The 23685-nt window shown below is 62.2% G+C and carries 20 protein-coding genes, 2 tRNA genes and 1 pseudogene; 3 read left to right on the top strand and 20 right to left on the bottom strand.

What is annotated here, in order from left to right:
• Window positions 1–7 precede the first annotated feature (7 nt).
• The 5 genes from J3P85_RS02505 to rnr form a co-directional block, all read right to left on the bottom strand.
• Window positions 8–901 (bottom strand): hypothetical protein, encoded by an 894-nt coding sequence (locus tag J3P85_RS02505; protein ID WP_024618455.1) that lies wholly within the window; start codon window positions 899–901, stop codon window positions 8–10.
• Window positions 902–937: 36 nt separating this feature from the next.
• On the bottom strand, window positions 938–1168 hold the full coding sequence (gene rpsR, locus J3P85_RS02500) for a 30S ribosomal protein S18 (RefSeq protein ID WP_002551829.1): 231 nt from the start codon (window positions 1166–1168) through the stop codon (window positions 938–940).
• Between the two features lie 28 nt (window positions 1169–1196).
• Window positions 1197–1625 carry a 30S ribosomal protein S6 gene (gene rpsF, locus J3P85_RS02495; RefSeq protein WP_003186395.1) on the bottom strand — a complete coding sequence of 143 codons (429 nt, stop codon included), beginning with the start codon at window positions 1623–1625 and terminating at the stop codon, window positions 1197–1199.
• Window positions 1626–1935: 310 nt separating this feature from the next.
• On the bottom strand, window positions 1936–2694 hold the full coding sequence (gene rlmB / locus J3P85_RS02490) for a 23S rRNA (guanosine(2251)-2'-O)-methyltransferase RlmB (RefSeq protein WP_060739416.1): 759 nt from the start codon (window positions 2692–2694) through the stop codon (window positions 1936–1938).
• On the bottom strand, window positions 2691–5327 hold the full coding sequence (gene rnr, locus J3P85_RS02485; RefSeq protein ID WP_411386344.1) for a ribonuclease R: 2637 nt from the start codon (window positions 5325–5327) through the stop codon (window positions 2691–2693). Before rnr ends, rlmB begins: the two co-directional genes overlap by 4 nt.
• A gap of 227 nt (window positions 5328–5554) precedes the next feature.
• Here rnr and J3P85_RS02480 point away from each other — a divergent pair.
• Both J3P85_RS02480 and J3P85_RS02475 read left to right on the top strand, forming a co-directional pair.
• Window positions 5555–5641 (top strand) — tRNA-Leu (locus tag J3P85_RS02480).
• A gap of 176 nt (window positions 5642–5817) precedes the next feature.
• Window positions 5818–5904, top strand: a tRNA-Leu gene (locus J3P85_RS02475).
• Between the two features lie 214 nt (window positions 5905–6118).
• Here the strand turns inward: J3P85_RS02475 and J3P85_RS02470 are convergent.
• The 13 genes and pseudogenes from J3P85_RS02470 to J3P85_RS02410 all read right to left on the bottom strand — a co-directional run bounded on the left by J3P85_RS02470 (window position 6119) and on the right by J3P85_RS02410 (window position 21126).
• Window positions 6119–6823 (bottom strand): methyl-accepting chemotaxis protein, encoded by a 705-nt coding sequence (locus tag J3P85_RS02470; RefSeq protein ID WP_371128541.1) that lies wholly within the window; start codon window positions 6821–6823, stop codon window positions 6119–6121.
• A gap of 201 nt (window positions 6824–7024) precedes the next feature.
• Window positions 7025–7078: pseudogene (locus J3P85_RS02465) on the bottom strand (hypothetical protein); the annotation flags it as partial.
• A gap of 1125 nt (window positions 7079–8203) precedes the next feature.
• Window positions 8204–9496: an adenylosuccinate synthase gene (locus J3P85_RS02460; RefSeq protein WP_003186407.1), complete on the bottom strand. Its 1293-nt coding sequence runs from the start codon at window positions 9494–9496 to the stop codon at window positions 8204–8206.
• 54 nt (window positions 9497–9550) lie between these two features.
• A complete protein-coding gene (locus J3P85_RS02455; RefSeq protein WP_434704781.1) occupies window positions 9551–10738 on the bottom strand; it encodes an ATP phosphoribosyltransferase regulatory subunit in 1188 nt (395 codons plus the stop codon).
• 325 nt (window positions 10739–11063) lie between these two features.
• Complete coding sequence (hflC, locus tag J3P85_RS02450) at window positions 11064–11933, bottom strand: protease modulator HflC (protein ID WP_053117908.1); 870 nt, start codon at window positions 11931–11933, stop codon at window positions 11064–11066.
• Entirely contained in the window at window positions 11933–13105 is a 1173-nt protein-coding gene (hflK, locus tag J3P85_RS02445; protein WP_434704780.1) for an FtsH protease activity modulator HflK, read from the bottom strand. Before hflK ends, hflC begins: the two co-directional genes overlap by 1 nt.
• A gap of 85 nt (window positions 13106–13190) precedes the next feature.
• The gene (gene hflX, locus J3P85_RS02440; protein WP_053117904.1) at window positions 13191–14492 is read right to left on the bottom strand and encodes a ribosome rescue GTPase HflX; all 1302 of its coding nucleotides are present in this window, start codon (window positions 14490–14492) and stop codon (window positions 13191–13193) included.
• 12 nt (window positions 14493–14504) lie between these two features.
• Window positions 14505–14765: an RNA chaperone Hfq gene (gene hfq, locus J3P85_RS02435; protein WP_003186419.1), complete on the bottom strand. Its 261-nt coding sequence runs from the start codon at window positions 14763–14765 to the stop codon at window positions 14505–14507.
• A 91-nt stretch (window positions 14766–14856) separates the two neighbouring features.
• A complete protein-coding gene (gene miaA, locus J3P85_RS02430; RefSeq protein WP_434704779.1) occupies window positions 14857–15828 on the bottom strand; it encodes a tRNA (adenosine(37)-N6)-dimethylallyltransferase MiaA in 972 nt (323 codons plus the stop codon).
• Window positions 15828–17741 (bottom strand): DNA mismatch repair endonuclease MutL, encoded by a 1914-nt coding sequence (mutL, locus tag J3P85_RS02425; protein ID WP_434704778.1) that lies wholly within the window; start codon window positions 17739–17741, stop codon window positions 15828–15830. The genes miaA and mutL overlap by 1 nt, the downstream gene beginning before the upstream one ends.
• The gene (locus J3P85_RS02420) at window positions 17738–19168 is read right to left on the bottom strand and encodes an N-acetylmuramoyl-L-alanine amidase (protein ID WP_186707988.1); all 1431 of its coding nucleotides are present in this window, start codon (window positions 19166–19168) and stop codon (window positions 17738–17740) included. The genes mutL and J3P85_RS02420 overlap by 4 nt, the downstream gene beginning before the upstream one ends.
• A 3-nt stretch (window positions 19169–19171) precedes the next feature.
• Window positions 19172–19639 (bottom strand): tRNA (adenosine(37)-N6)-threonylcarbamoyltransferase complex ATPase subunit type 1 TsaE, encoded by a 468-nt coding sequence (gene tsaE, locus J3P85_RS02415; protein ID WP_186707990.1) that lies wholly within the window; start codon window positions 19637–19639, stop codon window positions 19172–19174.
• The gene (locus J3P85_RS02410) at window positions 19627–21126 is read right to left on the bottom strand and encodes an NAD(P)H-hydrate dehydratase (protein ID WP_434704777.1); all 1500 of its coding nucleotides are present in this window, start codon (window positions 21124–21126) and stop codon (window positions 19627–19629) included. The genes tsaE and J3P85_RS02410 overlap by 13 nt, the downstream gene beginning before the upstream one ends.
• A 63-nt stretch (window positions 21127–21189) precedes the next feature.
• Here J3P85_RS02410 and queG point away from each other — a divergent pair, with 63 nt between their 5' ends.
• A complete protein-coding gene (queG, locus tag J3P85_RS02405) occupies window positions 21190–22269 on the top strand; it encodes a tRNA epoxyqueuosine(34) reductase QueG (protein ID WP_434704776.1) in 1080 nt (359 codons plus the stop codon).
• Here queG and J3P85_RS02400 read toward each other — a convergent pair.
• Window positions 22251–22865: a trimeric intracellular cation channel family protein gene (locus J3P85_RS02400; RefSeq protein ID WP_170866829.1), complete on the bottom strand. Its 615-nt coding sequence runs from the start codon at window positions 22863–22865 to the stop codon at window positions 22251–22253. The two genes, queG and J3P85_RS02400, sit on opposite strands and share 19 nt — an antisense overlap.
• A 277-nt stretch (window positions 22866–23142) precedes the next feature.
• Window positions 23143–23685 carry an oligoribonuclease gene (gene orn / locus J3P85_RS02395; RefSeq protein WP_122567314.1) on the bottom strand — a complete coding sequence of 181 codons (543 nt, stop codon included), beginning with the start codon at window positions 23683–23685 and terminating at the stop codon, window positions 23143–23145.

Genomic DNA, 23685 nt, shown 5'->3' with positions numbered 1-23685 from the left:
CTAACTTTTAACCTTCACCGTTCGCGTTGTCGGCGTCTTTCGGCGCCATACGACCGCGAAAATCAATCAGGCTGTCGACGATGGCCAAGACCACCAGCAACGGATAGATCAGTTGCATGAACAGCAACAACGTGACGTACAGCCCCACCAGCCAGAACCTGGCCAGTCGCTTTTGCGCCACCAGCCCGTGAATCAGGGCCAGGGCGGCAAAGACCAGCGGTACACTGCACAACGGCGTGAGCATCGCCATCTGCGGACCGAAGTTCGGCCCCAGAAGCATGCCCGCCAGCAGCAACATCGCCAGCCCAAGCGGGAAACGGATGGCGCGAAACTCGCGACCAAAACCACCCGGGTTGTACAACAACGCCTGCCAGTAGCGCCCGATAACCAGGCTCAGCACACTGACGATTTGCAACAAGGCCGCAATCAGTCCGGTCAGGACGGGGGCGATCAGGGACGCGAAACGCGCCTGCTCTTCTACCGACATCTGCTGGTAGAGATCACCGAGCGCCTCGGGCAGGATTTTTATCAAAGCCTGCGACAGCATCTCGATCTGGGGTGCGAAAGCCACCCCGAGCACCACTGAAAACACCACGCCTATCGCTATGCTGACCAGCAGCACGCGGTTCCAGGATTCGCTAGCGCGCAACACCAACGCCAGCGCCGAAGTCCCCAGCAGCACCATGACTGCACGCGGGTCCGCGGAATACAGCCACCAGAGCAAGGCCGGCAGCAGTCCCAGAGCAAGAACGCCCAAGGCGTCCCTCAATCCGCGCCGCAGGAGTACGAGACTCCCGGCGGCAGCACCCAACCAATACAACAACGGCAATGCCGCGCATCCAGCCACTACCAGAGTGGCCTGCATACGACCGCGCATGATGAACTCAGCTAAGGCGCGCATGCATTCAATCCCTTACTACTCGTCGACTGCCCGGTCTCAGCGGCCGTGGCTGTCGGTGTAGGCCAGCAGGGCCAGGAAGCGGGCGCGCTTGATAGCGGTGGCCAGCTGACGCTGATAACGAGCTTTGGTACCGGTGATACGGCTTGGAACGATTTTGCCGGTCTCGGATACGTAGGCTTTCAGAGTGTTGAGATCTTTGTAATCGATCTCTTTCACGTCTTCAGCGGTGAAGCGGCAGAATTTACGACGACGGAAGAAACGTGCCATGTGATTGGCTCCTTAAAAGGTCCGTGGATTACTCGTCAGCGTTATCGCTGTTGTCGCTGTCGCTATCGCTGTCATCGCCATCGGCGCTGTCAGAGTGCTCAGGACGGTCGCGACGCTCACGGCGCTCACTGCGGTTTTCTTCAGCCTTGAGCATCTCGGATTGGCCAGTGACGGCTTCTTCGCGACGGATGACCAGGTTACGGATCACTGCATCGTTGTAGCGGAAGTTGTCTTCCAGCTCGGCCAGGGCCTTGCCAGTGCACTCAACGTTCAGCATCACGTAGTGAGCCTTGTGAACATTGTTGATTGCGTAGGCCAGTTGACGACGGCCCCAATCTTCCAGACGGTGGATTTTGCCGCCGTCTTCTTCGATCAGCTTGGTGTAACGCTCAACCATGCCGCCGACTTGCTCGCTTTGATCCGGGTGGACCAAAAAGATGATTTCGTAATGACGCATGAATGCTCCTTACGGGTTGTAGCCTGCCGCTCAAAAACGGTCAGACAAGGAGTGAATGACACTTATGGACTTGAGGACGCTAGACACATAAGTGCCTGCCATCACAGCAAGGGGCGCAATTGTAGAGAAGGGGCGAAGGCGGCGCAAGGCAATTGGCGATTATTTGAACAACCCTCGCGCGCGCCCTACACACAAAAAACAATGTGGGAGCGAGCTTGCTCGCGATAGCGGCGTGCCAGTCGACATTTGCGTCCACTGATACACCGCTATCGCGAGCAAGCTCGCTCCCACATTAGGGGCTACCGCAAGATCAGGGCTTTTTGGCGACAGCCTTGACGCTACGCTGGCGCAGCGCCTCGAACAGGCACACGCCGGTGGCCACCGAGACGTTGAGGCTGCTGACGCTGCCGGCCATCGGCAGCTTGACCAGATAGTCGCAATGCTCGCGGGTCAGGCGGCGCATGCCCTTGCCTTCGGCGCCCATGATCAGGATCGTCGGGCCCGTCAGGTCCTGGTCATAGATGCTGACCTCGGCCTCGCCCGCCGTACCGACGACCCACAGGCCGCGCTGCTGGAGTTTTTCCAGGGTGCGCGCCAGGTTGGTCACCGCCACCAACGGAATCACTTCCGCCGCGCCGCAAGCGACTTTACGCACCACCGGCGTCAACGTCGCCGACTTGTCCTTGGGCACGATGACCGCCAATGCTCCGGCGGCATCCGCCGAACGCAGGCAGGCGCCGAGGTTGTGGGGATCGGTCACGCCGTCCAGCACCAGCAACAGCGGCGCGCCTTCGGTACGGTCGAGCAGCTCGTCGAGCATGGCCTCGCCCCAGACCTGGCTCGGACTGACGTCCGCGACCACGCCCTGGTGAACGCCCTCGACCCACGCGTCCATTTCACGACGCTCGGCCTGACCGATGGCAACCTTGTTTTGGGTAGCCAGTTCGACCAGCGCTTGCACACGCGGCTCGCTGCGACCTTCCGCCAACCACACTTGCTTGACACGCTTGGGGTGGTGACGCAGCAGGGCTTCTACGGCGTGCACGCCGTAGATTTTTTCCAGACTCATGACTTGGCCTTAGGTTTGCGCGACCCGCCGCTTTTCGCGGGGGCCGAACCCGCTTTTGGCGGGCCTTTACGGTGTTTGCTTGGCTTGCTCGACGACTTTTCCGCCCCGTGGGACTTTCCCCCAGACGCCGCTTTACCACCGCTTTTGGCTTCGTTGAGCAACTGCTGTTTCAACTCGCGACTCTTGCGCAGCTCGGCGTTTTTCGCCGCTGCGTCGCTGGGGCGGTAGGCTTCGGGAGCCTTGTCCTTGGCAGACGAACGGCGACCGGCCTTGGCTGGCTCAGGCTCTGCGGTTTTTGCAGGAGCACCTTTACCTCTGCCTTTGGTCGCAGGCGCTGCGGTCTCGCTGCCGCGCTTTTTACGGCCAGTCGGTGCTTCGGCCGGCTTGTCGGACATGCCGAAGTCGATCTTGCGCTCGTCGAGATCGACGCGCATGACCTGCACTTCCACGGTGTCGCCCAGGCGGAAGCTGCGGCCGGTGCGCTCGCCCGCCAGGCGGTGATGCACAGGATCAAAGTGGTAGTAATCGCCCGGCAAGGCGGTGACGTGCACCAGGCCCTCGACATAGATATCGGTCAGTTCGACGAACAGACCAAAGCCGGTCACAGCCGTGATCACGCCAGGGAACGACTCGCCCACGCGATCCTTCATGAACTCGCACTTGAGCCAGTTCACCACGTCGCGGGTCGCTTCGTCGGCACGGCGCTCGCTCATGGAACACTGCTCGCCCAACTGTTCCAGAGCCGCTTCGTCGTACGGATAGATCCGTGCCTTCGGAATGGTCATGGCACCGGCGCGCTTGACGTGCGGGGTGTTCTGCTTGGAATGGATCACGCTGCGGATCGCGCGGTGCGTGAGCAGGTCCGGATAACGGCGGATCGGCGAGGTGAAGTGGGTGTACGCCTCGTAATTCAGACCGAAGTGGCCCTGGTTGTCGGCGCTGTACACCGCCTGGCTCAGGGAGCGCAGCATCACGGTCTGGATCACATGGTAATCCGGACGGTCCTTGATGCTGGCCAGCAGTGCCTGGTAGTCCTTCGGCGTCGGACCGTCCTTGCCTTTGTGCAGGGACAGGCCGAGCTCGCCAAGGAAGGCGCGCAGTTTTTCCAGGCGCTCCGGCGGCGGGCCGTCGTGCACGCGGTACAACGCCGGAATCTCGTGTTTCTTGAGGAATTCGGCGGTGGCCACGTTGGCCGCCAGCATGCACTCTTCGATCAGCTTGTGCGCATCGTTACGGGTGGTCGGGGTGATCGCGGCGATCTTGCGCTCGGAACCGAAGACAATCCGGGTTTCCTGGGTCTCGAAATCGATCGCGCCACGCACGTGACGGGCACCCAGCAACACCTTGTACAGCGCGTACAGTTGCTTGAGGTGCGGCACCACGCCAGCGTATTCGGTACGCAGGGCCTTGGCTTCACTGGTCTTCGGCGTTTCCAGGATGGTGCTGACCTTGTTGTAGGTCAGGCGCGCCTGGGAGTGGATCACCGCTTCGTAGAACTGGTAGTCGGTCATTTCGCCGGTTTTGGAGATGGTCATCTCGCACACCATGGCCAAACGGTCGACTTTCGGGTTCAGCGAGCACAGGCCGTTGGACAGCTGCTCAGGCAGCATCGGAATCACGCGTTCAGGGAAATACACGGAGTTGCCGCGCACCTGGGCTTCGTTATCCAGGGCCGAACCGATCTTCACGTAGCTGGACACGTCGGCAATCGCGACGAACAACTTCCAGCCGCCGGAGAACAGGCGCAGCTTCCCGGGCTTGGCTTCGCAGTACACCGCATCGTCGAAGTCGCGGGCATCTTCGCCGTCGATGGTGACGAACGGCAGATGGCGCAAGTCGATGCGTTTTTCTTTATCTTTCTCTTCGACTTCCGGCTTGAGCTTGGCGGCTTCCTTGAGCACAGCGTCGGGCCAGACGTGAGGAATGTCGTAGGTGCGCAGCGCAACGTCGATCTCCATGCCCGGCGCCATGTAGTTGCCGACCACTTCAACGATATCGCCCTGGGGCTGGAAGCGCGCAGTGGGCCAGTGGGTGATTTTCACCTCGACGAACTGACCCACCTTCGCGGCGCCATTACGGCCCGGAGTAATCAGCACTTCCTGCTGGACCTTCGGGTTATCCGGCACAACGAAACCGATGCCGCCTTCTTCGAAGTAACGGCCAACGATGCTTTCATGGGCGCGGGACACCACTTCGACGATCACGCCTTCACGGCGACCGCGGCGGTCCAGGCCGGACACGCGAGCCAGGGCCCGGTCACCGTCGAACACCAGGCGCATTTGCGCCGGGCTCATGAACAGGTCGTCGCTGCCATCGTCCGGGATCAGGAAGCCGAAGCCGTCACGGTGACCGGCGATGCGGCCGAGGATCAGGTCGAGCTTGTCCACCGGCGCATAGGTGCCGCGCCGGGTGTAGATCAGTTGAGCGTCGCGCTCCATGGCGCGCAGACGGCGGCGCAGGGCTTCGAGTTGGTCCTCGGTGGTCAGACCGAACTCTTCGACCAACTGCTCGCGGCTAGCAGGCGAACCCCGATCGGCGAGATGCGCCAGGATCAGTTCACGGCTAGGAATAGGGTTTTCATATTTTTCCGCTTCACGAGCGGCCTCGGGATCGAGGGACTGCCAATCGGCCATTAGAGAGTTTTCACCTTGTCTATATGCGGGTTAGTTTGGCATAGGCTTAATGAAACGGGAAATTTCAAGCATTCGATAGCGTTTCCAGCGTCATTTGGCCAGCCCTTTGGCACCCCGGGAAGCACCGCTCGTGAAATTTAGCGGTTTTTTTCTCCCCAGGGGTTTACAGTTAAAAACACGCTCCGTATAGTGCGCGCCATCGACGACGTACACACGTTGCCGATACTGCCCAGATGGTGAAATTGGTAGACACGCCAGCTTCAGGTGCTGGTGACCGCAAGGTCGTGGAAGTTCGAGTCTTCTTCTGGGCACCAATTTCGAGCAGCAGGACAATGACCTGCAAGCTCAACAAAAACCCGCGAAAGCGGGTTTTTGCATTTCTGCCCCTTGGATTTGCGCTTGGCAATTACTAAAACAAAAACAGGGGTTTACAGATCAAAACGCGCTCCGTATAGTGCGCGACATCAACAGCGGCAACGCTGAAGATGCTGCCCAGATGGTGAAATTGGTAGACACGCCAGCTTCAGGTGCTGGTGACCGCAAGGTCGTGGAAGTTCGAGTCTTCTTCTGGGCACCAATTCAAGCTTCAAGGTCATGGCCTTGGAACTCACAGAAACCCGCGAAAGCGGGTTTTTGCGTTTTTGGGTTCTGGAAATATAGCTGAGCCGCTGAAATCGCTATCGCGAGCAAGCTCGCTCCCACAGTGGATTCATGTCGGACACAACATCTGTATCCACTGAAGATCACCTGTGGGAGCGAGCCTGCTCGCGATTAGGCCGGCTCAAACAACGCTAAGCCCTGAACTGCCCCAAACTTGCCTTCAACTGCGCCGCCAGGCTGTCCAGCACCTTACCGCTGGCGGTGGTCTCGACCACGGCCTGGGCGGCTTTTTCAGCCTGGGCATGGATGGTCTCCACCCGCCCACGCACCGCTTGCGCGCCCTGGGCCTGATGAGCCGCCGCCTGGGTCGCCAAACCGATGGCCGCATGCACCTGCTCGACAGACGCCTGCACCGACTGCTGCAGCCGCGCGCTGTCACGCAACACCAACAAACCTTCGCTGGCCTGACGCCCCGCCTGGCCAATGGCGGCCACCGCCTCGCGAGCGCCTTGCTGCAAGGCCACGATGTGCGCCTGGATATCGCCCGTCGAGCTCTGGGTCTTGCTCGCCAACGCCCGCACCTCGTCCGCCACCACCGCAAACCCGCGCCCGGTTTCCCCGGCCCGCGCCGCCTCGATGGCCGCGTTCAAGGCCAGCAAGTTGGTCTGCTCGGCAATGCCATGAATCACCGTCAGCACCACTTCAATCTGTTCGCTCTGCTGCGCCAGCCGTTCGATCACTTTCGCCCCGGTGTCCACCTGGCCGGCCAGCGCCTCGATCAAGCCGCCCACCTTGGCCGACGTCCGGGTGTTTTCATCGGTGGCCTGACGGATTTCCACCACTTGTTGCAGCGCCGCCTGCATTGCCTGACTTTCCGATTGAGCTTCGTCAGCCATTTGCGACAGCGCACGCAGGCTCTCGGCCACTTCATCGCGCTGCATGCCAGCCGCCGCGTCGGCGCCGGAGTTGCGCAGGGTCATCGCGCCGATTTCCACACCGGTACGCTGGGCCACATCGCCCGCCTCGCGCACGATGGGCTGCAACTTATCCACAAAGCGATTGACCGCGGAGGCCATGTCGCCGATTTCGTCCTTGCTGTTGATTTGCACACGCTTGGTCAGGTCACCCTCGCCCGCCGCCAGGTCGTTCATGGCGGCGATCAGCAGTTTCAAGCGATTGACCACTCGACGCCCCAGCACCACGGCCAGCAGGGCCAGCACGCCGAAGCCCACCAGCGCCAAGCCCAGGCCGATGCGCCAGCGCAAAGTGCCTGCGGCCTCCTGGACAGTGGAGGCGGTATTGGTTTGCATCTGCGTGGCCGTGGCCTGGGCCGACTCCAAGCGACCGCGCATGGCGGTGGCGCTGTCAGCCGCCGCGCCCTTGAGACTGTCGCCAACCAATTGGTCGCTGCTGGCGATCAAGGCCGAGAAGCGCTGGTCCAACGCCTTCAGGTCGGTTTCAACGGAAGCCGTGGAAACCCCCATCAAGACCTTGCCGATCTCTACGCCGTTGGGGTTGATCGAGGCTTCCAGGTAATACACAGACGGATCGTTCTTCGCCGCGTCCAGCACCTTGTCCAACGCCCGCTCGCCTTTGCCCTTCTCCAGCAGCGCCTTGTTGATCGGGTTTTCCCGGTTCAGGTAGCGGGTCAAGTGCTCACCATTGGCGTCGTCATAAATGACGAACAGCACGTTGGGATTGCGCTGGGCCCGACGGGCGAATTCAGAGAGGGTGGGCACGTCGTTATCCCACATGGCGCGCGGCGCAACGGACGCCAGGAGTTGCGCCATATCATTGGCGGAATCCCTCAAGTCCTTCTCCAACGTCCCACGCAACTGCGCCTGCTCGTCCTTCAGGCGAGCGGACAGCCCGGCGTTCAGTCGCTGGCGGGTATTGGCGGACAGGCTGTCCAGGCTTGACGTGACTTCGCGCCCGGCCTGCTCCAGTTCGGTGGAGAGCTTCTGGCTGTCCGCCCCCAGCCGCGCACCGAGGTCGGCTTCCAGCGCCGTGACGGTGCTTCGGGTCAGCGCAACGGCCACCAGCACCTGCACCAAAAGGGCGATACCCAGGGTAACGAACACAGGCCGCAGTAAACGGCTTTGTAACAGTGAGAGAACGGCCGACACGTGAAATCCCTCTACCAAACGCCATTAATTTGATGGCACTCGGAAAAGCGGTGCCTTGATGGAGTTGCATAGCAAGTGTCGTGCCGCCCGGCAGGCGGAAATGACAAAGGGCCCTAATGAGGGCCCTTTGTGTGTTACATCAACGACTTATCAGGCAAACGGATGACGCAGAACGATGGTTTCGTTGCGGTCCGGCCCCGTCGAAATAATGTCGATCGGCGCGCCGACCAACTCTTCGACGCGCTTGATGTAGTTGCGCGCGGCCACCGGCAGCTCTTCCAGGGTCTTGGCGCCCACGGTCGATTCGGTCCAGCCCGGCATCTGCTCGTACACCGGCTCCAGGCCGATGTAGCTGTCGGCATCGGTCGGTGCGTCGATGACAGCGCCGTCCTGGTTCTTGTAGCCCACGCAGATGTTGATGGTTTCCAGGCCGTCCAGCACGTCCAGCTTGGTCAGGCACAGGCCCGAGATGCTGTTGACGTCGATGGCGCGACGCAGGATGACGGCATCGAACCAGCCGCAACGACGGGCACGGCCGGTGGTGGCACCGAACTCGTGGCCACGCTTGGCCAGGAAAGCACCGACGTCGTCGAACAGCTCAGTCGGGAATGGACCCGAACCGACGCGCGTGGTGTAGGCCTTGGTGATGCCCAGGATGTAGTCCAGGTACATCGGGCCGAAACCCGAACCGGTGGCGATGCCGCCGGCAGTGGTGTTGGAGCTGGTGACGTACGGGTAGGTACCGTGGTCGATGTCCAGCAGCGAACCCTGGGCACCTTCGAACATGATGTCCTTGCCGGCGCGGCGCAGCTCATGCAGCTCGGCGGTGACGTCGAGCATCATCGGCTTGAGCAGCTCGGCGTATTCCATGCACTCATCCAGGGTTTTCTGGAAGTCGATGGCCGGCTCTTTGTAGTAATTGACCAGGACGAAGTTGTGGTAGTCCAGCAACTCACCCAGCTTGGCGGCGAAACGCTCACGGTGGAACAGGTCACCGATGCGCAGGCCACGACGGGCCACCTTGTCTTCGTAGGCCGGGCCGATGCCACGACCGGTGGTGCCGATCTTCAGCTCGCCACGGGCCTTTTCACGGGCCTGGTCCAGCGCAACGTGGTAGGACAGGATCAGCGGGCAGGACGGGCTGATACGCAGGCGCTCGCGCACCGGTACGCCTTTTTCTTCCAGCTTGATGATTTCCCGCAGCAAGGCGTCGGGCGCAACCACCACACCGTTGCCGATCAGGCACTGGACGCCTTCGCGCAGCACGCCCGACGGAATCAGGTGCAGGACGGTTTTTTCACCGTCGATCACCAAGGTGTGGCCTGCGTTGTGGCCACCCTGGTAGCGCACTACGGCGGCAGCATGTTCGGTCAGCAGATCAACGATCTTGCCTTTGCCCTCATCACCCCACTGGGTGCCCAGGACTACGACATTCTTACCCATAACACTTGTCCTCATTCGCGCAAACTTGGTGCCGGCTTCGGCCGGCGGGAAAACTCAAGAAGCCAGCGGCAATACTTGCCAAAGCCCGTTCTGCTGAATCAATTGCCGGTCGCAGTCCGCTTCACGGGCGGCGGCCAAAGGTTGCCCTGGCAAAGCCTGGACAACACGCTGACCCTCACTGCGCAACTGGCAGACCGCCTGCCAGAGTGCCGCATCCGTACTGTCAGGCATCCAGATACCGCCAGACGGTAGCTCGACTTCAGCACGCCCCAGGGTCACCAGGGTTTTCAAATCGGTGGAGAAACCGGTCGCCGGACGGGCACGACCGAAGTCCGCACCGATGTCGTCATAACGGCCGCCCTGGGCGATGGACTGACCCACGCCTGGTACGAATACCGCAAACACGACACCGGTGTGGTAGTGATAACCGCGCAACTCGCCCAGGTCGAAATACAGCGGCAACTCGGGGAAGCGCACCGACAGACGCTCGGCAATCGCCAGCAAGTCGTCCAGCGCGGCCAACACCGGCGCCGGCGCATGGGCCAGGCGTTCACGGGCCGCGACCAATACTTCACGCCCGCCGCACAGGTCCACCAGCGCCCGCAGCATGCCCGACAGATCGGCCGGCAGGCCCTCGGTCAGGCTGATGGCTTCGTCGATGGCCTTGCGTTGCAGGGCATCGAACAGCTGTTGCTCCACTTCGCCGGACAAACCGGCCGCACGGGCCAGGCCGCGATAGATACCGACATGCCCCAGGTCCATGTGGACATCCGGCACGTCAGCCAATTGCAGCATGGCCAGCATCAGGCTGATGACTTCCACGTCGCTGCTCGGGCTGGCATCGCCATACAACTCGGCGCCCAATTGGATCGGGCTGCGCGAAGAGGACAAGGCGCGCGGCTGGGCATGCAGCACGCTGCCGGCGTAGCACAGGCGGCTCGGGCCCTCGCGGCGCAGGGTGTGGGCGTCGATGCGCGCCACTTGCGGCGTGATGTCGGCACGAAAGCCCATCTGCCGACCCGACTGCGGATCGATTACCTTGAAGGTGCGCAGATCCAGGTCCTGGCCCGCGCCGGTGAGCAGGGATTCCAGGTACTCGATATGCGGGGTGACGACGAACTCGTAACCCCAGCTCTGGAACAGATCCAACACCTGCCGACGCGCTACTTCGATACGCGCAGCTTCCGGTGGCAGTACTTCTTCGATGCCATCTGGCAGCAGCCAGCGGTCTACCGTTGCCATTACGCCATTCCCCTATGGTCCGGGCGGCCAGCTTTCGGACTGGCCTTGAGTGAAGCAGAAAATGCCTGCGCCAGGCGCGCAGCTTGGGCAAAAAACGCGCAAGAGCGACGTGACGAATGGCCCATCATCGGCCTCGCCCGGCACTTTCCTCGAAAAACCTGTCGAGTCGTTCAACCCGACGCCTGCACCTATAAACCGCAATCGAACGTGCAGACGCAAAAAAGCCGGGAATTTCCCGGCTGCCGCATCATACACACGTTTTCCCAAAGGATCACCCCGCCCGACGTTTTAGCCGCCGGGCGGAGTGTCTCAGGTCAACGCCGCATCAAGGCTTGGACTTTTCCAGGTAGTGGAAGAAGTCGCTGCTTGGGTCCAGGACCAGGACGTCGGATTTGTTCGCGAAGCTTTCACGGTAGGCACGCAGGCTACGGTAGAACGCGTAGAACTCCTGATCCTGACCATAAGCCTTGGCGTAGATCGAAGCGGCCTGGGCATCACCATCACCACGGACCTCTTCCGATTCACGATAGGCTTCGGCCAGCAGCACGCGTCGTTGGCGATCGGCGTCGGCACGGATGCCTTCGGCCAGCTCGTTACCCTTGGCGCGGTGCTCGCGAGCTTCACGCTCACGCTCGGTGCTCATCCGCTCGAACACGCTGCGGTTCACTTCCTTCGGCAGGTCGATAGCCTTGACCCGGACATCGACCACTTCGATACCCAGCTCTTTTTCCGCCATCGCATTCAGCGAACGAGTGATATCGGCCATGAGCGCATCACGCTCGCCGGACACCACTTCATGCAACGTGCGCTTACCGAACTGGTCACGCAGGCCCGATTCCAGACGACGGGACAGACGCTCGTCGGCGATCTGCTTGAGGCCCGAGGTCGCGGTGTAGAAGCGCTCGGCATCCTTCACGCGCCACTTGGCGTAGGCGTCCACCATCACGGCTTTCTTTTCCAGTGTCAGGAAGCGTTGCGTCGGCGCATCCAGCGTCATCAGGCGAGCGTCGAACTTGCGCACCTTGTTGACGTACGGCACCTTCACATGCAGCCCCGGCTGAACATCAGCCTGGACCACGCGACCGAATTGCAGCAACACCGCGCGCTCGGTCTGAGCCACGATGTAGAAGCAGTTCCAGGCAGCGATCGCCACGACGACACCGACAATAAGGGCGATCAGCGATTTATTGCTCATCAGCGACTCTCCCTGGTACGTGCTTGCTGTTGTTGCAGGTCCGCCGCCGCACGGGTGCTGGCCTCATTGCTGGCCGCCGTCGAACTGGCCGGTGGCGTACTGGTGCTTCGACCGCTCTCGACCATCTTGTCCAGCGGCAGGTACAGCAGATTGCTCTGGCCGTTCTTGTTGCCGGTCACGAGGACCTTGCTGGTGTTGCTGAAGACTTCCTGCATGGTGTCCAGGTACAGACGCTGGCGGGTCACTTCAGGGGCCTTGCGATATTCGGCCACCAGCTTGGTGAAGCGATCGGCCTCACCCTTGGCACGGGAGACCACTTCATCGCGGTAACCGTTGGCATCCTCGATGATGCGCTGGGCCTGGCCACGAGCTTCCGGCACGACGCCGTTGGCATAGGTTTCGGCCTGGTTGCGCGAACGCTGCTCGTCTTCACGGGCACGGATCACGTCATCGAAGGCTTCCTGGACCTCACGCGGTGCCGCTGCGCTCTGGACGTTGACCTGGGTGACGGTGATACCGGTGCGATAGGTATCGAGGAAACGTTGCAGACGCTCCTTGATTTCGCTCGCCATCAGCTCACGACCTTCGGTCAGCACCTGGTCCATGGCGGTGGAACCCACCACATGGCGCAAGGCACTTTCGGTCGCGTGCTGCAAGCTGATCTCCGGCTGGTCGACGTTCAGTACGAAGTCCTGCAGGTTGGTGATCTTGTATTGCACGGTCAGCGGCACTTCGACGATGTTCTCGTCTTCAGTGAGCATCTGGCCCTGCTTGGTGTACGCCCGCTCACGCGTGACGTTCTCCATGTACTTCTGGTCGATCGGCGGGAAATAGATGTTCAGGCCCGGGCCAACCGTCTCGTAGTACTTGCCGAAGCGCAGCACCACGGCTTGCTCCTGTTCGTCCACGACATAGACCGCGCTGTACAGCCAGACAGCCGCCAGCACGACGAGGCCGATGCCGAGCAGGCCGAAACCGCCGCCCTTGCCCGAGCGACCACCGCCCTCATCACCGCGTTTTTTACCACCACCGAACAAACCGTTCAGGCTTTCCTGCAGCTTTCGGAAGGCCTCGTCGAGATCCGGCGGCCCCTTGCGGTCGCCGTTGTTACGACGCTTGCCACCCCAAGGATCCTGATTATTCGAGTTGCCACCCGGCTCATTCCAAGCCATAGCGCTCTCCATCTGATAAAGCAAAGACGCACCCACGGCGCGCCGACCAATGCTACAGAATGCCTGACACCGCTTTCTCAGGCTTTTATTGCAAAGTGTGTTGCTCGATGAATTCCATCGGTTGCAGCCCTTCGCGACTGACCAGCCGATTAAGCTCCGACCGAGGCAGGCGAACAGCCAGCAGGCAGACACCTTCTTCGTCGTGTTCTTCTTTTTGCACGGCCCCCAGCTCGAAAAACTGCGCACGAAGCCGGGCGAAACGTTGCGGCAACTTCAGGGTGCCGACAAACAGATCGTTGCCCAACAGCTCGGCCACGGCCTGCTTGAGCAGGTCCAGGCCGGTGCCATCACGGGCCGACAGCCAGACCCGTTGCGGCTTGCCATCGGCATCGCGCTGGATCTGCGGCTCCACGCCTTCGAGCAAATCGAGTTTGTTGTATACCTCGAGGATCGGCAAGTCCTGGGCTCCGATCTCGCCCAGCACCACCATCACCTGCTCGATCTGCAGCATCCGGTCCGGCTCGGCGGCATCGATCACGTGCAACAGCAGGTCGGAGTTGCTCGACTCTTCGAGCGTAGCCCGGAAAGCCTCGACCAGCTTATGCGGCAGGTGACGGATGAAGCCCACGGTGTCGGCCAGCACGATCGGCCCGAGGTCGTCCAGGTCGAGCCGGCGCAGGGTCGGGTCGAGCGTGGCGAACAACTGGTCGGCGGCGTAGACGTCGGATTGGGTGACATTGTTGAACAGGGTCGATTTGCCGGCGTTGGTATAACCCACCAGTGAAACCGTCGGGATATCCGCGCGCTTGCGACCGCGGCGCGACTGCTCGCGCTGGCTGCGGACCTTTTCCAGCCGCCCCTTGATCTGGCGCAGGCGAACCCGCAACAGGCGTCGGTCGGTTTCCAGCTGGGTTTCACCCGGGCCGCGCAGGCCGATACCGCCTTTCTGCCGCTCAAGGTGAGTCCAGCCGCGAACCAGCCGCGTACTCATGTGCTCAAGCTGGGCCAGTTCGACCTGGAGCTTGCCTTCATGGGTACGGGCGCGCTGGGCGAAGATATCGAGGATCAACCCCGTGCGGTCGATCACGCGACACTCGAAGACACGTTCGAGGTTACGTTCCTGACTGGGCGTGAGGATGTGGTTGAAAATCACCAGATCGACCTGCTCGGCCTTGACCAGGTCGCGCAACTCCTCGACCTTGCCACTGCCGATCAGGAACTTGGCGGTTGGCCGATGACGCGGCACGTTGAAAAACGCGACGGTCTCGGCGCCGGCCGAAAGTGCCAATTCCTGAAACTCCTGCGGATCTTCGCGCGCCTCAGGGTCCTGTCCATCCAAGTGAACGAGAATGGCTCGTTCACCACCACCGTGGCGCTCAAAGAACAAAGGAGGCTCCTATCAGGCGTTACCCGGTTCAGCGTCACCGCCTTCGGATTCGGTTGCGCTAGGCAGACGAATTGGACGAACGGGCACCACTGTCGAGATCGCGTGCTTGTAGACCATCTGGCTGACGGTGTTTTTCAGAAGGATGACGAACTGGTCGAAAGACTCGATCGTGCCTTGCAGTTTGATCCCGTTGACCAGATAGATGGACACCCCAACTTTCTCTTTACGTAAAGTGTTCAAGTAAGGGTCTTGTAGCGAATGCCCTTTTGACATGTGCCGCACTCCTTTAAGGATCAATAATAAAAATCGGAATCAGATGGCTTGGGCCGTCACACCCCCAAGGATAGACGGCAATTGCAAGGACTCAGCTCAATATGGAGATGGTCCCGAGGTATTTCAAGGCGCGTGGCAGATTGTCGCAATCGAGACTGTCGAGCCAATGCAGGTCAGTCCAGCTGCGCAGCCAGGTGAACTGGCGTTTCGCCAATTGGCGCGTGGCAATGATCCCACGCTCCTGCATCTCGGCTGACGTCAGCTTGCCGTCCAGGTAATCCCAGACTTGTCGATAACCTACCGCACGTATAGACGGCAACCCGGCATGCAGGTCACTTCGCTCACGCAGGGCTACGACCTCGTCTATGAACCCCTGTTCCAACATTAATGTGAATCTTTGTTCAATTCGCCGATGCAGCACTTGCCGGTTCGCCGGAGCGATGGCCAGATTCGCGACAGTATAGGGCAATTGTTGCAGTCCCGAAGCGGCTGCTTCAGTACTTTGCGCAGTTTGTCGCTGGCGCAGGGCAGTCATGCTCTGGCCGCTGACCCGATAAACCTCCAGGGCTCGACTCAGTCGCTGCGGGTCATTGGGGTGAATACGCGCTGCCGATTCCGGGTCGATGACCGCCAATTGCTCGTGCAGGGCTTGCCAGCCCAGGCGCGCGGCCTCCTCTTCGATCTGCGCGCGCACCTCGGGATCGGCGGCTGGCATGTCCGCCAGCCCCTCGACCAAGGCCTTGTAATACAGCATCGTGCCGCCCACCAGCAGGGGGATCTTGCCCCGCGCGGTGATTTCGGCCATGGCCTGGAGCGCGTCACGGCGGAAATCGGCCGCCGAATAGGCCTCGGCCGGGTCGAGGATGTCGATCAGCCGGTGGGGGAATTCGGCCAGCAGTTCTTTCGACGGCTTGGCGGTGCCGATGTCCATGCCTCGATAGACCAAGGCCGAATCAACACTGATCAACTCGCAGGGCAGGACCTTGGTCAACTCGATGGCCAGGTCGGTCTTGCCGGCGGCGGTCGGGCCCATCAGGAAAATCGCGGGTGGCAACGGGTTCATCAACGACCGCGCAGGAACAGTTTGTCCAGGTCGTCCAGGCCCAATTGGGTCCAGGTCGGCCGGCCATGGTTGCATTGACCACTGCGTTCGGTGTTTTCCATGTCCCGCAGCAGGCCGTTCATTTCCGGCAGGGCCAGGCGCCGGTTGGCGCGGATGGCGCCGTGGCAGGCCATGGTGCCGAGCAGTTCGTTCAGGTGCGCCTGGATCCGGTCGCTGGTGCCGTATTCCATCAAGTCCGCCAGTACGTCGCTGACCAGGCGATTGGCCTCGGCCTGCTTCAACAACGCCGGGATCTGGCGGATCGCCAGGGTTTCCGGGCCCAGGCGCTGCAATTCGAAGCCCAGGCGCTGGAACCAGGCCACATGTTCTTCGGCGCAATCGGCTTCGCGCTGGCTGACGGCCAGGGATTCGGGCACCAACAGCGGCTGGCCGCTCAGGCCTTCGCTGGCCATGGCAATTTTCAGGCGCTCGTACATGATCCGCTCATGGGCGGCGTGCATGTCCACCAGGACCAGGCCCTGGGCATTTTCCGAGAGGATATAGATGCCCTTGAGTTGCGCCAGGGCGTAGCCCAGCGGCGGGATATCGCCCTGGCCATCGGGCATCGCCGCCGCGCCGGCTTCCGGCAAGGGCTTGAAGAACTCGCGATAGGCCGCCTGGGCCTCGGCTGCGGGCACATTGGATTGTGGACGCGGGGTGTATTGATACTGATAGCCGCTGCCAGCGCCGCTGCCGGCCGTGTCGTAGCTCGGCTGAGGCTGGGGTTGCTCCAGCAATGCGTTGGCCGCCAGGCGCATTTCGCCCTGGGGCCCGAATTCGCCCGCCTCCAGCCCCGTTGGCCGGACCATGCCCGCCACTGCCGCTGGCGCCGCCAGTTGATCTTCCGGACGTACATCGCCCAAGGCGCGGTGCAAGGTGCCATAGAGGAAATCGTGGACCATGCGCCCGTCACGGAAACGCACCTCATGCTTGGTCGGGTGCACGTTGACGTCCACCACCGCCGGATCGACTTCAAAAAACAGCACGAAGGTCGGATGCCGGCCATTGAACAGCACGTCGCGATAGGCCTGACGCACCGCGTGAGCCACCAGTTTGTCGCGCACCGCCCGGCCGTTCACGTAGAAATACTGCAAGTCCGCCTGGCTGCGGGAGAACGTTGGCAAACCGACCCAACCCCACAGGTGCAGGCCATTTCGCTCCACCTCGATGGGCAAGGCCTGCTCCAGGAAACCCGCTCCGCACACCGCGCCCACGCGCCGGGCTCGGGCGGCATCGTCGCGGGCCTCGTGCAGGCTGAGGATAGTCTTGCCGTTGTGGCGCAAATGGAACGCCACGTCAAAACGCGCCAGGGCCAGGCGCTTGATGACTTCTTGAAGGTGATCGAATTCAGTTTTCTCGGCCTTGAGAAACTTGCGCCGTGCCGGGGTGTTGAAGAACAAATCGCGCACTTCTACCGAGGTGCCCACCGGATGGGCCGCGGGCTGGACGCGAGAGGCCATGTCGCGGCCTTCAGTCTCGACCTGCCAGGCCTGCTCGGCGTCGCGGGTGCGTGAGGTGAGGGTCAGGCGCGACACCGAACTGATGGATGCCAGCGCTTCACCCCGGAAACCCAGGCTCATGACCCGCTCAAGGTCTTCCAGGTCGCGGATCTTGCTGGTGGCGTGACGCGCCAGGGCCAGCGGCAGGTCGTCGGAGGAAATACCACCACCGTCGTCGCGCACCCGCAACAGCTTGACGCCACCCTGCTCGACATCCACATCGATGCGCTTGGCCCCGGAGTCGAGGCTGTTTTCCAGCAGCTCCTTGATGACCGACGCCGGACGCTCGACCACTTCCCCGGCGGCAATCTGGTTCGCCAGCCGAGGGCTGAGCAATTCGATGCGGGCGGTGCTGCCGATCACTTCGTCACTCATTGCTTGACCGCCACTTCGTTGCCCGGAATGGTCAGGGTCTGGCCGATCTTGAGCTCATCGCTCTTGAGATTGTTGGCGCTGCGCAAGGTGGCGGGCGACACCTGGTAGCGCACGGCAATCATCGCCAGGGTTTCGCCAGGGTTGACGCGGTGGTCCCGTGGCCCCTGGGCGATCTTGCCGGAATCCCGCAGCCAGGCGATGTAGGTGCCCGGCGGTGGGTTCTGCTGGAAGAACTGCCGCACGCCGCTGCTGATGGAGCGGGCCAGGGCCTGCTGGTGGCTGGAGGACGACAGCTTGGACGCTTCGTTTGAATTGGAGATGAAGCCGGTCTCCACCAGGATCGACGGGATGTCGGGCGACTTGAGCACCATGAACCCGGCCTGTTCGACACGCTGCTTGTGCAGCGGCGTGACACGACCGATGTTGCTCAGGACTTTCTGGCCGACGTTCAGGCTGGAGGTCAACGAGGCGGTCATCGACAAATCGAGCAAGACACCGGCAAGCATGCGGTCCTTGTCGTCGAGGCTGACGTTGCCGGCACCGCCGATCAGGTCGGAACGGTTTTCGCTGTCGGCCAGCCAGCGGGCGGTCTCGGACGTGGCGCCACGGTCGGACAGGGCAAACACCGAGGCCCCGAACGCGGCTTTCGAAGGCGCGGCGTCGGCGTGAATGGAGACGAACAGGTCGGCGCCTTTCTTGCGGGCGATCTCGGTACGACCGCGCAAAGGAATGAAATAGTCGCCGGTGCGGGTCAGTTCGGCGCGGAAGCCTTTCATGCCGTTGACCTGGCGCTGCAATTCACGGGCGATGGCCAGCACCACGTCTTTTTCACGTTGCCCGCGCGAGCCCGAGGCCCCCGGGTCCTCGCCGCCGTGACCGGCATCGATCACCACGATGATGTCACGCTTGCCGGCCGGGGCCGGTGGCAGCTTGAGCGCAGGCTCGGTCGGGGTCACCGGCACTGCGGGCACCGTGGCAACCTTGGTCGGCGGCGGTGGCGGTGGGTCGGCATCGGCCGGGTTGTCGAACAGGTCCACCACCAGCCGGTTGCCGTACTGGGCGTTGGGGGCCAGGGTGAAGCTTTTCGGGGTCACGGCTTTTTTCAGGTCGATGACCACCCGCAGGTCGGTGGGCGTACGCTGGGCCGAGCGCATCGCGGTAATCGGCGTATTGGCGGTAGCGACGTTCAATGGCGCGCCCAGGGAGGCACCGTTGATGTCGATCACCAGGCGATCCGGGGCGGTCAGGGTGAATACGCTGTGCTGCACCGGCCCCGTCAGGTCGAACACCAGCCGTGTGTTGTCCGGCGCCCGCCAGAGGCGAACGCTGTTGACCTTTGTCTCGGCCACAGCATCGACGGCCAGTGCCGTAAGCAACAGTCCTACGACAGCAACCACCGCGCGAAAGCGCATACCAAACCCCATCATCAATTAGTTTTCCAATGCCAAAGCGGCACACCACGACTCACCACGGGCGCCTTGCGGCGTCAGTTTCAGCGAACGCCCGCCGTTCTGCGCGCCAATGGTAATGGTCAGGTCGGGCTTTGGCAAAAAGCCTGCACCCTTCTGGGGCCATTCGATCAGACACAAGGCGTCATCTTCGAAATAATCGCGGATACCAAGGAATTCCAGTTCCTCAGGATCCACCAGTCGATACAGGTCGAAATGGAAGGCGCGAATGTCGCCGATCTCATAGGGCTCGACCAAGGTGAACGTGGGGCTCTTGACGGAGCCGACGTGCCCGAGGCCGCGGATGATGCCACGGGACAAGGTGGTTTTCCCCGCGCCGAGGTCGCCTTCGAGAAAAATCAGGCCGTGGCCGGCAGTGATCTGCGCGATGCGGGCGCCAAATTGTGTCATGGCTTGTTCGTCCGCCACGTACAGGGTTACTTCAGACACGGTGAATGCTCCTCCAACAACTGACGAATGGCCGGGATCAGATCGGTCGCCGCCAATCCCCGGCCCGAGCGACCGACCTTGGCACCGGCATTGGCATGCAGCCAGACCGCCAGGCACGCGGCCTCGAAGCTTTCCATGCCCTGGGCCAGCAAGGCCCCGACCACGCCAGCCAGCACATCCCCCAGGCCGGCGGTGGCCATGGCCGGATGGCCCTGACTGCAGACTGCCAGGCGCCCGTCCGGGCTGGCGACCAGGCTGCCGGCTCCCTTGAGAATCACCGTGGCGGTGTATTTCTGGCTCAAGGCATGAGCCGCCGCCGGACGATCGGCCTGCACCTGGGCGGTGGATATCCCCAGCAGCCGCGCCGCCTCGCCCGGATGCGGAGTGATCACGCAATGTTCAGGAAGACGGACATCGCCGGCGCTCAGCAGGTTCAGCGCATCGGCATCCCACACTTGCGGCAGTGGCGCATTGGCCGCCGCCGACAGCAGGCTGCGTCCCCAGGCGGCCTGGCCCAGGCCCGGTCCGACCACCAGCACGCTGGCCTGCTGGAGCAAGCCCATCAATTGGTTCGCCGAATGGGTGCCCTGCACCATGACTTCCGGCAAACGCGTCAGCGCGGCGGACACATGCTCGCTGCGGGTCGCCATCGAAATCATGCCCGCCCCGCAGCGCAGCGCGCTTTCGGCGCTCATCTGGATGGCGCCACCAAAGCCCCGGTCGCCACCGATCAACAGCACGTGACCGAACTTGCCTTTGTGGGAAGTGGCGGCGCGAGGTGTCAGATGCGGCAGATTGTGAGGTAGGAGCAGTCGGGCATTGGCCGGTGCCGCTTCAACGATATCCGGATCGGCGTGCAGGTCATTGAATACCAGCTCACCAATCCGGTCCGCCGCTTCGCCCGTGAACAACCCCAGCTTCAAGCCAATGAAGGTCACGGTCAGGTCGGCCGCCACTGCCGTACCCAACACCCGGCCGGTGTCGGCGCACAATCCAGAGGGGATATCCACCGCCGCGACCGGCAGGCCGCTGACGTTGATCGTATCGATGGCCTGCACATACGGCTCACGCACATCGCCACTCAGGCCCGTGCCAAGCAACGCGTCCAGCAGCACGCCACGCAACTCGGCTTCATCCGACCACGGTTCCATCGGCACGCCTACCGCCACCGCCTCGGCGTGGGCATTGGCGGCGTCCCCCTGCAATCGCCGGGGCTCGCCCACCGTCAGCACCCGCACCGACCAGCCAGCACGCCGGGCCAGGGTCGCGACCAGGTAACCATCGCCGGCATTGTTGCCATGGCCGGCCAGCACAGTCAGCTCATGGGCGCCGGGCCAGCGTCGGACGATCGCGCGCCAGGTGGCACGGGCAGCGCGCTGCATCAGTTCGAAGCCGGCAATACCCGCGGCGATCAGTTGTGCGTCGAGGGCCCGGACCTGCGCGGCGCTGTACAGCGCGTCGGGAAAATCATCTTTAGTGTGCGGCATGCGTCTTCGGGCTCCGATGTCTGGCAGAATTATACGCATCTCAGCTCTGGTTTCTCTCGCCTCATGCCTGCCATTCCCACAGACCTCCCCGCCCTCGCCCAATCCATCAAGGAATGGGGCCGCGAGCTGGGTTTCCAGCAGGTCGGCATCAGCGGCCTGGACCTCGCCGAGCATGAGCAACACCTGCAACGTTGGCTCGAGGCCGGCTACCACGGCGAAATGGACTACATGGGCGCCCATGGCAGCAAGCGCTCGCACCCTGAGGAACTGGTGCCGGGCACAGTGCGCGTGGTGTCCCTGCGCATGGACTACCTGCCGGGCGACACCCAGATGGCGCAGATGCTCGGCCAACCGGAAAAAGCCTACGTCTCGCGTTATGCGTTGGGCCGCGATTACCACAAATTGATCCGTAAACGCGTGCAGCAATTGGCGGAAAAAATCCAGGCGGTCATCGGTCCCTTTGGCTACCGCGCCTTCGTCGACAGCGCACCGGTGCTGGAAAAAGCCATCGCCGAGCAGGCCGGCCTGGGCTGGATCGGTAAAAACACCCTGGTATTGAACCGCAAGGCCGGCAGTTATTTCTTCCTGAGCGAGCTGTTCGTCGACTTGCCGCTGCCGACAGACCCGCCCCACGGCACCGAACATTGCGGAAAATGCACCGCGTGCCTGGACATCTGTCCGACAAATGCCTTCGTCGGGCCCTACGTGCTCGATGCCCGCCGCTGCATTTCCTACCTGACCATCGAGCTGAAAAGCGCCATTCCCGAAGAGTTGCGGCCACTGATCGGCAACCGGGTGTTCGGCTGCGACGATTGCCAGATTGTCTGCCCGTGGAACCGCTTCGCACGTCCGTCGGGGGAAAGCGATTTCAAACCGCGGCACAACCTGGACAATGCCGGGCTGGCCGAGTTGTTCCTGTGGGACGAAGACAAGTTTCTCAGCAGCACCGAAGGTTCACCGCTGCGCCGTGCCGGTTACGAGCGCTGGCTGCGCAATCTGGCGGTGGGCCTGGGCAATGCGCCGTCGACGATTCCCGTGCTGCAAGCGCTGGAGGCGCGGCGTGACTATCCGTCGGAGCTGGTGCGCGAGCATGTGGAATGGGCGTTACGCCAACATGCCGCGCGTCAGACTTCGTCGTTGTAGACGAATTTCGGCATTTCCCAGTGAAAGCGAATTGCCAGGAGCCGCAGCAGGAAACCGCCAAACAAGGTGATGAGGATCGCCTGCTCGTTCGGCAATTGCAGGAAGACACACAGCAGATAACACCACGCCGCGGCAAACGAGACGCTGGCGTAGAGTTCGCGACGGAAGATCAGCGGAATATCGTTGCAGAAGATGTCCCGCAGAATGCCACCGAACACCCCGGTGATCACCCCGCTGACCGACGCCACCAGCATGCCATGGCCCATTTCCAGGGCCGTCATGCACCCGATCAGCGTGAACGCCACCAGGCCCACGGCGTCGAGCACCAGGAACAATGAGCGCAGATGGCGCATCCAGCGCGCCAGGAACACCGTCAACATCGCCGCCGCAGTGGTCAGCACCAGGTATTCCGGGTGCTTGACCCACGTAAGCGGGTAATGACCGAGCAGCACGTCGCGCACCGAGCCGCCACCCAGCGCCGTGACACAGGCGATCAGCACCACGCCAAACCAGTCCATGCCCCGCCGCCCGGCAGACAAGGCACCGGTCATGGCTTCAGCGGTGATGGCGATCAGATAAAGCATCAGCAACATGATGGCGGTCCATACGGGAAGGCGCGCAGTCTAGCCAGTTTGGGCTGGCACCAAAAGAGGGCGCGCCCCCGTCTTCTGCCTGAACACCATGCCGCCAAGTCCAAACTGCCCTCTGTGGCGAGGGAGCTTGCTCCCGCTCGGCCGGTCCGACGCTTCGGGCGCAGCAGTCGCAAACCAGACAATCGAGTCTTCCAGGAAAACTGTTGGGGCCTGCTTCGCAGGCCAGCGGGAGCAAGTTCCCTCGCCACAAAAGCAATCTCGCCAGCCGCTGGAGTGCCGGTTAGAACTTGATGAAGTGCTTGCGGTAATGCTGCAACTCGGCAATGGACTCGCGGATGTCGTCCAGGGCCAGGTGGGTGCTGCCTTTCTGGAAGCTGTCGCGCACTTCCGGTGCCCAGCGGGCGGCCAGTTCCTTGAGGGTGGAGACGTCCAGGTTGCGGTAGTGGAAGTAGCTTTCCAGGGATTTCATGTGGGTATAAAGGAAGCGACGATCCTGGCAGATGCTGTTGCCACAGATCGGCGACTTGCCCTTGGGCACCCACTGCTCCAGGAACGCGAGGGTCTGGGCTTCGGCTTCGGCCATGCTGATCTTGCTCTCACGCACCCGTTGGGTCAGGCCCGAGCCGCCGTGCTGGCGGGTGTTCCACTCGTCCATGCCGGCCAGGATCTCGTCGCTGTGGTGGATCGCGATCACCGGGCCCTCGGCCAGGGTGTTGAGGTCGCTGTCGGTGACGATGGTGGCCATTTCGATGATGACGTCAGTGTCAGGGTTCAGACCGGTCATTTCCAGGTCGATCCAGATCAGGTTCTGCGGGTTTTGCAT

Origin of the sequence: Pseudomonas sp. Z1-12, from assembly GCF_051132015.1 — a bacterium.
Lineage (GTDB): Bacteria > Pseudomonadota > Gammaproteobacteria > Pseudomonadales > Pseudomonadaceae > Aquipseudomonas > Aquipseudomonas zanjanensis.
This window is presented reverse-complemented; position numbering and strand designations above follow the sequence as displayed.

Coding starts and splice junctions, on each gene's coding strand:
- J3P85_RS02505 (WP_024618455.1), bottom strand. CDS start 901: ATGCGCGCCTTAGCTGAGTTCATCATGCGCGGTCGTATGCAGGCCACT.
- rpsR (WP_002551829.1), bottom strand. CDS start 1,168: ATGGCACGTTTCTTCCGTCGTCGTAAATTCTGCCGCTTCACCGCTGAA.
- rpsF (WP_003186395.1), bottom strand. CDS start 1,625: ATGCGTCATTACGAAATCATCTTTTTGGTCCACCCGGATCAAAGCGAG.
- rlmB (WP_060739416.1), bottom strand. CDS start 2,694: ATGAGTCTGGAAAAAATCTACGGCGTGCACGCCGTAGAAGCCCTGCTG.
- rnr (WP_411386344.1), bottom strand. CDS start 5,327: ATGGCCGATTGGCAGTCCCTCGATCCCGAGGCCGCTCGTGAAGCGGAA.
- J3P85_RS02470 (WP_371128541.1), bottom strand. CDS start 6,823: ATGGCTGACGAAGCTCAATCGGAAAGTCAGGCAATGCAGGCGGCGCTG.
- J3P85_RS02460 (WP_003186407.1), bottom strand. CDS start 9,496: ATGGGTAAGAATGTCGTAGTCCTGGGCACCCAGTGGGGTGATGAGGGC.
- J3P85_RS02455 (WP_434704781.1), bottom strand. CDS start 10,738: ATGGCAACGGTAGACCGCTGGCTGCTGCCAGATGGCATCGAAGAAGTA.
- hflC (WP_053117908.1), bottom strand. CDS start 11,933: ATGAGCAATAAATCGCTGATCGCCCTTATTGTCGGTGTCGTCGTGGCG.
- hflK (WP_434704780.1), bottom strand. CDS start 13,105: ATGGCTTGGAATGAGCCGGGTGGCAACTCGAATAATCAGGATCCTTGG.
- hfq (WP_003186419.1), bottom strand. CDS start 14,765: ATGTCAAAAGGGCATTCGCTACAAGACCCTTACTTGAACACTTTACGT.
- miaA (WP_434704779.1), bottom strand. CDS start 15,828: ATGAACCCGTTGCCACCCGCGATTTTCCTGATGGGCCCGACCGCCGCC.
- mutL (WP_434704778.1), bottom strand. CDS start 17,741: ATGAGTGACGAAGTGATCGGCAGCACCGCCCGCATCGAATTGCTCAGC.
- J3P85_RS02420 (WP_186707988.1), bottom strand. CDS start 19,168: ATGATGGGGTTTGGTATGCGCTTTCGCGCGGTGGTTGCTGTCGTAGGA.
- J3P85_RS02410 (WP_434704777.1), bottom strand. CDS start 21,126: ATGCCGCACACTAAAGATGATTTTCCCGACGCGCTGTACAGCGCCGCG.
- queG (WP_434704776.1), top strand. CDS start 21,190: ATGCCTGCCATTCCCACAGACCTCCCCGCCCTCGCCCAATCCATCAAG.
- orn (WP_122567314.1), bottom strand. CDS start 23,685: ATGCAAAACCCGCAGAACCTGATCTGGATCGACCTGGAAATGACCGGT.